Raw genomic sequence first — 12,759 nt, forward strand, 5'->3', positions numbered from 1 at the left:
GAGATGCAGCTTATACACCCAGCTTACCTATGCCCCAACAGATTAGCGATGACTTGCGCACTCTCGGCGCGGGTCATGGTCTCCTGCGGCGCGAATTGCTGGTTGCCGCGTCCTTGGATCAGGCCGGCCTGTTCAGCGGTAACGGCAGCGTTCTTCGCCCAATCCTGAATCCGGGAATAGTCACTGAACGAGCTTCCGGCTGAATCGCCTGTCTGGCTTCCCGGGAGGGTGGCGTACGCCCGGACGATCATGACCGCCATCTCCTCGCGGGTAATGCGTTCATTAGGAGCGAAGGCATCCTTGCTGCGTCCGAGCACGATGCCCGCTTCATGTACTGCCGCCACGGCTTCGGCGTACCAGGACTTGGCATCCACATCAGCAAATGCGGATGGGCTTGCCGCCTTAAGGCCAAGCGCACGTGTAATCATCGCGGCGAATTGCGCCCTTGTAACTTCTCCATGCGGCTGGAACTGGCTGCTGGAAATCCCTTCGATGATATGCTTTGCAGCCATAGACTTAATAACACCGCTGGCCCAGCTATTGCCGCTGACATCCGAGAATGTCTTGTCATACTCCAGCACCGCATACTGGCTGAAATGCTGCACACCAGCGGTAAGTTTACCGTCTGTCAGCGTGCCGCCCATGTATTCCACGGCACCGCTGGCAGCAATATAGTAGACGCCGAGTAAGCTGCGGTTAGCATTAGGATCAACCGTGAAGGTAATCGTCAGCGGCTGGTTAAACGTTGTGACCGGTACGGCAGTGCCGTCCGCAGCCACAGCCTCCAGGCTGAAGCGGATTACATCGCTTGCCGCCGATAACCGGACGGACCCGTTAACCGCCGGGTTGTTCATCAGCTGCTCCGCAGCTGCTCTCGCTGTCTTCACGGCAGAGAGTCTGATTGCCGTTCCCTCCGGCTGTCCTCCAGCTCCGGCGGCCTTCTCCCGGATGCTCTTCAGCACTTCCGGACTCAGCTCAACGGCAACTGTGTTCCAGGCAAAACGCAGGGTATTCTCTCCAGTCATTCCGGCTAAACCCGCTGGAAGCAGCACGGATTCTGTAGCATCTGTAAGGTGAACGGTTATAGCTCCGCCAGCCGGTGCCGGGAAATCAGCCGATGTAAGAACCTTCTCCGTCTGCGGAGAAGGGGACGGTGCTGCAGTTGGCGAAGGCGTTACGGCCGGTTCCGCTGTCCATACCGGCGCCTCTGTAGGAGCCGGTGTTGCTGTCGGAGCGGGAGTTGGCGTCGGGGTTGGAATTACTTCCGGCGGCAGCTCCGCTTCTTTTACAGTGACCGTTCTTGTCACTTCAGCAGCCGTATTGCCCGCTGTATCAGTCACATTATAATGATACACATAGCTGCCTGCTGCTGAAGTATCCAGCGTCAGCACGGTCTTCCCATCCTGCGTAATCGTTGCAACGATACGGTCTGTAATATCGCCGTCACGGTCATCTGCCGCTGTAGCTCCGGCATCCGTATAGTTTGAACCCTTCACCAATTGAACGGATGCTTCACCAAGTAAGGTAATTACCGGCTTCGTTACATCCGGATCGAGCGCAACCACTACCCGTCTTGTCACTTCAGCAGCCGCGTTGCCCGCCGTATCACTGACATTGTAATGGAAGGTATAAATACCGACCTTGGACGTATCAAGTTCATCAAGTTCAGTCAAGCCATACACTTCGCTGGTGACCGTTGTCGAAATACGGTCCGTTATATCTCCGTCCTGATCATCATAGGCTGTTGCTCCCGCATCGGTATATTCCGCACCAACCGGTAGATTAACTGTCGTCTCACCATTCAGGGTAATCACCGGCGGAACCCTATCCGGTACCGGCAGCGTGATTGTACCGCTGGCAGTACCTTCTGCCGATGCTTCTCCCTTGCTTAAGGTTACCGAGAAAGTGAAGCTGCCCTCTGTGTCCTCCGTTGCTCCCCGGAATGCAGACAAGGTAATGTCCCCCAGGGTAACCCCGGTGTCCTTGAAGCCCGGCATCCCGCTAATGGTCTGCACCAGCCAGCTCCTTACAGCTTCTTCACTATTCGCTTGCGCCTTCTTGACGCTGTAAGACGCTCCTTCAATCATGCTCTTCGCTTCAGCAACAGCTTGCTCATTGTCCACACTGGTCTTATCTCTTGCTACAGCCAGATAGCTGATCAGAGCCGCCTGACTGAACGTATTGTTCACCGAATATTTCACTGTACCGCTGGCCGGCAGCGTGAAATCATGCTGAGCCATGACCCCATTCGGGCCTGCTACCAGGTTGGTCTGGGCGGTCTCATTCACGGTCTTACCCCCGGCATCCACATAGCTGAGTGTAATATCCATGGTCCGGCTGGCATTGTTCCACCAGTCCAGATGGTAGGAAGTAATTGTGTATTGGCCCGCAGAGAGCGGCAGATTGTAGACGAGCGGCGTATTCTTCGTATTTGAGCTGTATACCCCTGTCTGGGCCTTATCGGTAGTGACTACAGCACCGCCCAGCCCCTTAGGGTTATAGTTCGCCCCCGTGTTGGTATGTCCCCATACCGTGTCATCTGCCGACAGCTGGTCTGCTTTGTTATTCAGCAAGCCCTCGCCTGCGAAATTCCTGATCGTCGTATATGGCGGGGTGTCGCCATCCGCCGAGACTCCAGGGTCCAGGAAGTACACAAGCCCTTGTGGCACAACCTCCACATAAGCCATGGTCTTCAAGCTTCCGTAGGAGCCGGTTACAGCCACCCTTTCAAAAGGATTGTTGAAGCTGACCGCTTCCAGATTCCACTTCACGGCCACCTGTAATTTCGTGCCGTCTGCACGTGTGGCTTCCACCTTGGCGGGAAGCTCCGGCAGCTGTCCTGCATAGGTTGCCATATCCGCGATAGCGGCAAGCTCTCTCACATCTCCCGTAGTCAGCAAATTCCGGGCAAAGGTCAGGCGGGCTTCAAGGTGCTCAGCTCCTTCCTGATCCAATCTGTACAGAACCGGATCACTTAGTGCTGCCTGGGCTGCGCCCAGTGCATGAACGAAGATATTCCAGTCCTTCTCGGGGGAATCATCCTCCCTGCTGATCTCCAGCGCAGCATTTACCGCCTGCTGAAGTCCCGCTGTATCCGGGCTGCCTGCTCCTGCCCCGCTGATAATCCCTACGGAATCCACGGCCAGGGTTCCGCTCAGCACTTTGATCTGAACGGTATGCTCACCGTATTTCAGTCCACGGAGCGTGAAGGCCTGATACAGCTCCCTCGCTGCCGCCGTACTGCCCGAGACCACTTGGGTCTCCCCGTCTACTACAGCTTCCAGCTTGGCTGAGCCGTCATTCGGTCCGAGAATATCAAGTCCTGTGCCGGTAAAAGTATACTTCAGCACCGCACCAGCCCCTTGGCTGGTAGAGAGGGACCGCTGATACACATACATGCCTTTGCCATTCTCATGGGCCCAGGCACCCTCGTATGCCAGCTTCGCCCCAGGTGACTGCGCCAGATCAAACATCTCCAGATTATCCAGTTGTTCGGCATAGTAAGGGGTATAACCGTCTACTTTCTCTACCTTCAAGTTATCGAAGCGCACATGATAGAAGCCGCTGGCGAGCTGTATGCGCCCGGAGAGCTTCGGATTCGGATCGGTATAGGAGGCAAGCTCAACCTGATCCAAATAAGCAGTCACCGTGTCACCGGCCACCTGAATGGCAATGTTATGCCACGCGTCATGTGCGGTATCAAATCCGTCAATCTTCACGCCGCCAGAGCCGGTGGCCGCATTGCCGCTGGCGACCACGGTGCCGCTGGACAGCAGCTGCCATCCACCATCGAACCAGAATTTGAGCGCATAAGGCGTGCCGTTAATCGTCTGCGGACCGCCCTGATATCTGGCTCCGACCGCTGCGTAATTGTTCCCGCCATAAGTGCTGTTCTGTTCAAAAGAAACATCAGCGCTGGCCTTATAGTTAGTCCAGCGGTAATCGCCGATGACCGTGACCGGATCTCCTCCGTTCCAGGCCCCGCCCACGCCGGTAGTTACCTGGTCCAGCTGCTGTCGCAGCACATAGTTATCCGTGCCGTCTACCAGATACCCCTCGAATGCGCCGTTGAGGTCCTGGGTATAGCGCGGAATTACACTCTGCGGCCCGCCGCGTGAGCTGACATAACTCTCTTCATCTGTAATTGCACCGCCCTCTCCGATAACAGGCACGGTTCTGTCTCCATAATTGAAGTCATCCGCATACAGGATCTGATCCTCCGTATTCTGTACGAACCCGGTTGCATCGGTGTCAAGCACCGTACGTTCTCCTTCAACCGGAAGCGGCGTAACGAACTCTTCATCCGTGCGGTTATCCAGTGTGGTTACGGTTACAATCGAGAACGGCTTCACACGTATGGTATATAGGCCGCTGCCATCGGCATGGGCATCACCAAGAGGCTTCATATAATTGCTGTTAAAAGCCTGACCTTTGTCCGCCGCGCGGGTCTCCCACACCTCCAGCGAAGGATTTCCGGTATAGCCCATGTTCACGGCCTGGAGCTTGTAGATCTTCTCATACTGGCTGTCATTGATGATTACAGTCGAGAAATCCTGCTTGTCAGGAGCGGCAAGCGTCATATAACTCGGAGTACCGTTGCGTCCGCTGACCGGATTCGTGCCCGTTGCTCCGGTATAGCTGGCCGCAGGAACGGCTCTCCAGATGGCAGCCGTATTGTCTTCATTCTCCCAGCCGGTCTTGGCGAATCCGTTAAAATGCTTCAGAATGACCAGCCCCGCGTCATAATGAATGAAGCCCGACCACGGGTCACGCGCACTGAGCAGCTCTTTGAAGGAATATTGTCCGCCTTCATAGAAGGAGCCAATCGCCGGCTGATAGATGAAATGCGTCCGGCGGGAATTCACGAAGCCCTTGATAATGGTATTGCCCATCTCCAGCGGCCCGCCGGTGCCGCCAATTCCTGTCCCTGCCTCTGACGGGTCCTTCATATTATTATTAGGACGGAAGGCCGAGTTGCTGAAGGTGGCCTGTGCCTCACTGTTCCAGATTTCCTTGTCGAACTCATCGGCAAGCCGTTTAAAATTTCCTTTGCTGTCATCATCGGTATTGTAATGGAATCCGGCAGCAGCTACCGCCTCACGCAGCGACAAATCGTTCACCATGGCATCCCCGAAGGAGCCGATGCCGACCTCGTCGGAAATCACCAGCTGGATGCTGTGGTACAGCTCTTTCTCCTGATCGTTTTTGAAATCTTCAGTATCATTCTTGACCCTCTCGCCATACTGCTTCGTCCAGGCCAGATCCGGCGCGTGCTCATTGATATGGGGATTCACATAATCCACCATATAGCCGTATTCGCGATATGCGGCCAGAATGGTCTTTTTGTACCAGGTATAAATCTTGTCGTTATTGTTAGCCCAGGCTGGAGCATTCCAGCGCAGGAAGCTCACCTTGACCGCCGGATTGACGGCCTTGGCATCCGCCGCAAGCTGGAAGCCGGGATGCCGGGCCACATTGGCCTCTTCATCCTCCGTACGCATCGTTGAAGGGTCAGGACCGGTAGAGTTATTGCGGTCATTGCCCATTTCAATCTTGACATGGTCGATCAGCGGGCGGTCACCGCCGAACAGAATCTTCAGCATTTGGGCATAGGCCTCTGGCTGCTCAGACTTATAGTCCATTAGCAGGGCACTGGTGCTGTTGCCGCTGAGTACGCCGAACCCCTTGAAGGTCAGTCCGTTGACATTATCCGGCCGGATATCGTTCCCATCGAGCAGAATCTTGGTTGTAGAAGCTGCGGTCTGGCGGGCGTCATCCATCACTTGCTTGATCGCGCCTCTGGCAACAGCGAACCAGCTAAGAATCGGCTTCTCGCCGGAGACATTAGCATAGGTCAGCGTCATCGGACTGCTGGTGTCAATATCTGCGGGAATGGTAAATTCACCGGAAATAAATTTTGTCTTATTCGTGTTGAACTGAGCAAACGGGATCGTCCTGGTCTCCCCGCTGCTATTCTGGTATTCCAGCCGGGGCTGAATGACCCGGTCACGGCTGCCGTACCAATCATAGAAACCGCTGTTAAGTGTATAGGTTCCGGATTGAAGCGCTTTCAGTTTATAAATAATATCGTTGCTGGCAGGGTCTGCGCGCAGCCCGACAACCCATAGGCTTGGATCAGTGGCAGGATCGGTAAGATTACCGTTCTTGGAATTTTTCACTTTATGGATAGAATCATCGAATCCCCAGTCTGTGGTACCGGCGACATACTTCTGGTCCGGTGACAGGTTAAGCAGCTCACTGCCGGTCAGTGTTCTGACCGCTTCGTATAGAGGTGAAGCAGAAGGACCATTGCCAAAAGAATCGCCCCCTCTGCCGCTGTCCACAAAGTAGACCAGCGGACTGCTGGCTGGCGGAACCACCTCCACACTGGCAACCACCGGTCCGCCGTTCGCGGTTCCGGTAACTGCCACCGTATCATACGGTACATCGAAGGTATCTTCGCCGATGTTCCAGTTCACCGCCGCAGCCTGACCTGCAATCTCGATGCTTGCCGGAAGTGTCGTACCTGCGGTAGTCTTGGTGCCCATATAAGCCGCAGCATAGACCGTATCGACGACAGCCGCCGACGCCGACGGTAGACCGAGGGCAGGGAACATCCCGGCTACGAGTGTAGCGGACATCAGCACGGAGAATAGCCTTTTCTTCACGCGGTTCTTTCTGTTCATTCATTAATCCTCCTCTTTCTCAATTAAGTAAGCGCATTCAACATGTCGGTAGAAGAATGTTTGACCTGGGCAGACCTTCGTCTAAATTCACAATGCGGGTATACAAATACCTGGCAGACTGCGAAAAACTGCAACTGCCAGGCTGTTACTCTAACCAGTACAACGTCAGATTTAAACGGGTGGATGGGGCGCTATGATGCCTGAAGGACTACAGGAGTGGAGCCAAGGAGTGGAGTCAACCCCTTCAGGTGCCATTCCCAGACGAAGACGGGAGTTAGTCCATTTGGGGCGTTTGGCCCGGCGTAACGGACTGAGGCGCTCTTATTCCGGATGAAAGTCACCACTTGGGCAAAGTAACGGACCCCATGGACTTTATTCTTGGAATTTCTACTCTAAACTTCTCGTAGAGAGACGATAAGGGCTCCTCGGTCCGTTAACCCGCCAAAAGTGGCGTTTTCCATGGAATAGAGTCTCTCAGGTCCGTTAGAAGCAGACTCGTCTGGCCGGTCGTCTGGCCGGTATAGTTTCGTTTTACGGAACCTCCAGGGTCTGACCCTATTCACAGAATTACAGCTAAAGCAAATTCATTCAACAATACAGTAATTGATGTGTTCAGTTCTAAGAGAACAAGTTCAATCTCTATAGTTCAATCTAACGCTCCACTATCCCTTAATCCCCGAAGCAGCAACGCCCTGCACAAAGTACTTCTGAAGCGCCAGGAACACAATCACTACCGGAATGATCGACACCACACTCGCCGCCATAATTAAGCCGTATTCCGCCGAGTACTGTGAGATGAACATCCGCAGACCGATCTGGATCGTCTTGAGCTTCGTGTCTGTCAGGTAAATCATTGGCCCCAGGAAGTCATTCCAGGTGGCGACGAAGGTGAAGATGGTGAGTGTGGACAAGGCCGGCTTGGACAGCGGCAGCATGATTCTTGCCCAGATTCCGTATTCACTGAGTCCGTCGATCCGGGCGGCTTCACACAATTCATCAGGTACACCCTGATAGAATTGACGCATCATGAACACGCCGAAGGCTGAGAAGGCTTGCAGCAGAATGATTGCCAGGTGGGTATTATTCAGCCCCATGTAGCGCATCAGAATGAATTGCGGCACCATGTAGGCCTGCCAAGGAATCGCGATGGTAGCGATGTACCCCAGGAAGATCACATTTTTGCCCCGGAAGTGCAGCTTGGAGAAAGCATACGCCGCGAAGCTGGAAGTCAGCAGTTGCAGAATGGTAACAATAATTGATAATTTCGCTGTATTGTAGATGAAACGTCCGAGCGGAATCCGTGTCCAGATATCCGCGAAATTCTCCCAGCGCGGATTCGCCGGAATCCACTGCATCGGGAAGGAGAAGACATCCTTGTTCAGCTTGAGCGAAGACGACAGCATCCAGATATACGGTACCAGCATCGCCAGCACGGTCAGAATTAACAGGGCATATACAAGCACCATTAAGCTGATTCTAAGTCCTTTACTTTTACCAACCATATCTTATAGATCCCCCTATTGTCCGTATTTCTTCTCGCCGCGGAACTGGACGATGGTGATGCCGAGTACCAGCAGAAAGAGTACAATCGCCATGGCACTGGCATATCCGTAATCAAGCGAGCGGAACGCCGTGTTGTAGATCTGATAGACCATAACCCTAGTAGAGTTATTGAGCTGGTTATCGGCGCCGGCAAACAGGTTGATAAAGATATCGTAGACCTTGAACGAGTTGATGACCAGAATCATCAGGACAAAGAAGGTGGTTGGTGCCAGCTGCGGCACAGTCACGTTGCGGAATCTTCTCCACGGGCCTGCCCCGTCCAGCTCTGCTGCCTCGTACAGCTCCGGGTTAATACCCTGGAGGCCAGCCAGATAGATGACCATGTAGTACCCCATATTTTTCCACACTGTGAAAAGCACTACCGTAAACATCGCCCACTGCTTATCGGCCGCCCAGCGGGGCAGGTCCTCCAGCGGAATACCGGTAATCGTATGCAGAATGTTGTTAATCGGACCCATGGTCGGGCTGAAGATGAAGTTCCATACCGCCGCAACGGCTACCAGCGAAGCCACGTAAGGGAAGAAGAAGACCGTTCTCATGAAATTACGGCCCATAATCTTCTGATTGAGCAGAATGGCCAGCGCCAGCGCTACAATCATGGTCAGCGGCACGACTCCGATGGTGTAGACAATCGTGTTCCACAAGGCTTTGTGGAAGGTGGTATCCGAGATCAGCCGGGTGAAGTTGTCCAGCCCGATGAACTTCATTGGATTGGCCCCGTCCCATTTCACAAAGGCCAGAATAAAGGCAAAAATCATCGGTACCAGGGTGAACAGGGCAAATCCGATAAAGTTCGGCGCAATAAAGCTATACGCGACCAGGTTATCCCGGAGGCCGCGCGACAACCGGCTTTTTGGGCTCTTATTTGTACGCAATAGGGTTTCGTTCTGCATTTGTTCTCCTCCAAACCTTATATAACATCCCCGCAAAGTAGGGATTACTTCGAAGCCTGTTAATGTGAGTGCTGTGATGTCCTCTATTTATATGGAAGGCGGGCCTTCGCCCGCCCTTCATTCAGGACACTAACGTTACACGTTCACATTAATTGTTCAAAAGCTGGCCAACACGGTCATTCATATCCTTCAAGCCTTCGTCAATCGTAGCGTTCTTCGTCATGATGTTGTCATGCGCTTCATTCAGAATAACCTCAATGTCCGCACTCTTCTCATGAATCGGCATTTCCAGATAAGTCTGAACGGTATTCAAAGCAGCCTTGCTGTTCTCGTCAGCCGGGAAGCCTTCGATGGAAGTGATAGAATTGATAACCTCATCATTCTTGATCGCAGGAATCGTACCGGTCGAAGCAATCACCTTGGCACCTTCTGCCCCGGTTACGAAGTTCATGAAGTCAAGCGCTGCTTCTTTGTGTTTGGACTTCTGGTTTACGGCCAGGGAAGTAATCGTTCCCAGCGTAGTTCCGGCTTCGACGCCGTCAGGGTGAGGGTATTTCACGATGCCCCATTCCGCAGATTGGGATTCGCCGCTCTTCACCTTCTCAATCTGGGTGGCAATGAACCAGCTGCCCATGTTCATCATGGCTACGGAGTTGTTGTAGAATACGCCGGAGTAATGCGTGCTGGAGGTCTTCAGGGTAGCATAATCCATGACGATGCCGTCTTCCTGCTCTTTGAGAATCCGCTCATAGGTAGGCTTCAGGAAATCATAGTTGCCGCCGACCACGGTGTTCTTGCCGTCCAGAATCCCGAACAATTGAACTGCGCTCCGCCAAGTATGGTAGTGGGCGCCGTATACTTTTTCCGATCCGCTGCCGGAGGTCATCTTGCGGGCCAGCTCATCATATTGGTCGAAGGTCATATCATTAGTCGGATAATCCACGCCTGCTTTATCGAACAAGGCTTTGTTGTAGTAGATCAGCCAGAAGTCACTGCGGAACGGAAGCGCATACACCTCGCCGTTCACTTCAATCTGTTCTACCGTACCGCCGTATAACGAAGGATCGATAGATTTGTCACCCATATAGGTCTTCAGCGGCTCCAGGTGATTCTGCTTCACCAGGTTCGAGTAGCCGGGAATGTCCTTGATCGTCAGGACGTCCAGATCTGCCCCGCCTGAGAGCTGTGTGCTGAGCATGGTCATATAGTCGGTGGACCCAAGATCCACGTATTCAATGGTCACGTTCGGATGTGCTGCCTTGTAGGCATCGATCAGCGGCTTGTAGTATGCAGTCGCTTCCCAGTCCCACAGCGCCCATTTCAGCGTCACTGGCTCCTGGCTTGGTTCGGAGGAAGCGGTTGCAGCGTTGCCCGAAGCAGGTGCGGCAGTGGCAGCTGCGTCTTTCGTATTGTTATTGCCGGAGCATCCGGCCAGCATGCTCACGGAGAGCGCGGTGGCAAGGGTCATGCCGTAGAATCTTTTCAAGTTCATGTAAGTATCCCCTTTATCTTCTGATGGTCTATCCATAACCGGCCCATTTGTTTACCTGGCCTTAGTTCAAATTGTAAGCCTTTTCAGATCCCATGGGGATGCAAAATCAAACACAGTTCATTCACTATTCTGTGCTCTTCTCCGCACGGCCTGCCCCAAACCTGTAATTTCTTATCCGAAACCTGTAAAATCCTCAGCTTCTCCCCCCGGCTCTATAATGAAACGCAGGAATATGCTATGGTAATTGAAAACGCTTTAAATAGGTCCTTATTCATGAAGGAGTGTTCACCACGGTACGTAAATCTACTATTAAAAGCCGCATTATTCTGCTCATGACCGCTTTTGCGCTGTTGATTGCGACACTGCTGTCTTGGTTCAGCTACGAACTGATTACATATTATCAGCGCAAAACGACGATCCAGGCGACGGAATTCAACCTCCAGCTCGTCTCGCATATTATTGAACAGGATCTGATTGACCTGACTACGCTGGCGATGACCAGCAGCACGAACTCGTCCACGAACACCCTGCTTACCGAATATTTCGGTTCAGTGGAGGCCAGCCCCAAGCAGGCGCTTAATGTGTTCAACGCTATGCAGGAGGATCTGCGGATCAACCGTTCGTATAGCTATGTACGCCGCCTGATTGCTACGGATAACAGCGGAAAGTTCCTGCAGGTGGAGAATTTCGGCACCTCCATTCCGCTTACGATCCACAATATCGGTCAAGTGACCGGTCTGACGAATGAGGCTGAGGAGCAGTGGAACCGGGTCATTAAGGACCCGCTCTCCAATTCCTACGGAATTCCCTTCGTGTTCCCGATCTATGGCCGGGGGGCCACCCGGGTGGGAACCGTCTACCTGCTCGCGAATACCTCCGTCATTACGGACAAGCTGAAGGGCTATGCCCTGCCGGAGCACTCCCGGCTGCTGCTTACGCTCGGCGATCATCATTATCAGCTAACCGGCGATCAGGTCAAGGCCATTGAGGAACCCTATGAGCCGGTAGCCTATACCAGTGACAAGCCTGTCGGCCCCGATACCGAGCTGTCCATGGTGAAAATGCAGGATGATGAGGAAAGCCATATCGTGGTATCGTATCCGGTACGCAGCGGTGTCATGCTCTCTCAGACCTTATCCAGCGACCAGTTCGCGCCCCGGAGCAATATATGGATTCTCGTCCTGCTCGGCGTCTGTCTGCTCGTGCTTGTCTTAAGCGCGATCATTACGCTGTATTTGACCCGCACGATCAGCCTTCCGGTGGAGAAGCTGAAGAAGCGCATGGACAAGATTGCCCAGGGCAACTTCCTGCTGGACCGCAATATTGAATGGAACAGCGAGCTGGGCGATGTCGGCCGGGGCATTAACCGCCTGTCCCAGGATATCGTAGCCCTCATGGACAGCCGGCTCGCGGACGAGAAGCAGAAGCAGGAGCTGGAATACCGGATGCTCCAGAACCAGATTAATCCGCACTTCCTGTACAATACCCTGAATTCGATCAAATGGATGGCTACGATCCAGAACGCCACCGGCATTGCGGAGATGACGACCTCCCTGTCCCGGCTGCTCCGCAGCATTGCCAAGGACAACCGGCGGCTGATGCCGCTGAAGGATGAGCTGAGCCTGCTGGAGGATTATTTCCTGATTCAGAAATACCGGTACGGCAGCACGGTTACCATGATCACAGAGATTGAAGAGGAAGCGCTGCTTGGCGGGCTTATTCCGCGCTTCACGCTCCAGCCCCTGGTGGAGAATGCGATCTTCCACGGCATCGAGCCCAAGGGCAGAGGTGATATTGTTGTCCGGGTCACGAAGAGCGGATTCACGGATCTGCTCATCACGATCGAGGACAATGGGGTCGGAATGACGGCGGAGCAGATTGCCACCATTCTAACCGTTCCCGGGGACGAAGCTACGGGGATGCTGGAGAATATCGGGCTGCGCAGTGTGAACGAACGGCTGCAGCTCGCTTTTGGCGGGGAGTACGGCTTGTCCATTGAGAGCGAGGTCGGCCGCTACACCACGATGAAGCTGCTGCTGCCCTTCCGGCAGAGAGAATAGCTAAGAATCCCCCACAAAGTGAGGCCTTAGCTTCGATGAGTACTCAGGTACTTTGCGGGGACCCC

Annotated in this window: 5 protein-coding genes; 1 reads left to right on the forward strand and 4 read right to left on the reverse strand. The window is 53.7% G+C overall.

Annotated features, from left to right (window positions below; genetic code table 11):
• Window positions 1–23: 23 nt before the first annotated feature.
• The 4 genes from NST43_RS21050 to NST43_RS21065 all read right to left on the reverse strand — a co-directional run bounded on the left by NST43_RS21050 (window position 24) and on the right by NST43_RS21065 (window position 10,634).
• The gene (locus tag NST43_RS21050) at window positions 24–6,686 is read right to left on the reverse strand and encodes an S-layer homology domain-containing protein (RefSeq protein ID WP_339219168.1); all 6,663 of its coding nucleotides are present in this window, start codon (window positions 6,684–6,686) and stop codon (window positions 24–26) included.
• Between the two features lie 662 nt (window positions 6,687–7,348).
• Entirely contained in the window at window positions 7,349–8,188 is an 840-nt protein-coding gene (locus NST43_RS21055; RefSeq protein WP_173129975.1) for a carbohydrate ABC transporter permease, read from the reverse strand.
• A gap of 15 nt (window positions 8,189–8,203) precedes the next feature.
• Complete coding sequence (locus tag NST43_RS21060; RefSeq protein WP_339219172.1) at window positions 8,204–9,142, reverse strand: sugar ABC transporter permease; 939 nt, start codon at window positions 9,140–9,142, stop codon at window positions 8,204–8,206.
• A gap of 148 nt (window positions 9,143–9,290) precedes the next feature.
• Complete coding sequence (locus NST43_RS21065; RefSeq protein WP_339219174.1) at window positions 9,291–10,634, reverse strand: sugar ABC transporter substrate-binding protein; 1,344 nt, start codon at window positions 10,632–10,634, stop codon at window positions 9,291–9,293.
• A 281-nt stretch (window positions 10,635–10,915) separates the two neighbouring features.
• On the opposite strand from NST43_RS21065, the gene NST43_RS21070 reads away from it, so the two are divergent.
• Window positions 10,916–12,694: a sensor histidine kinase gene (locus NST43_RS21070; RefSeq protein ID WP_339219176.1), complete on the forward strand. Its 1,779-nt coding sequence runs from the start codon at window positions 10,916–10,918 to the stop codon at window positions 12,692–12,694.
• Window positions 12,695–12,759: the final 65 nt, after the last annotated feature.

Source organism: Paenibacillus sp. FSL H8-0332 (assembly GCF_037963835.1).
Taxonomy (GTDB): Bacteria; Bacillota; Bacilli; order Paenibacillales; family Paenibacillaceae; genus Paenibacillus_AQ; species Paenibacillus_AQ rhizoplanae.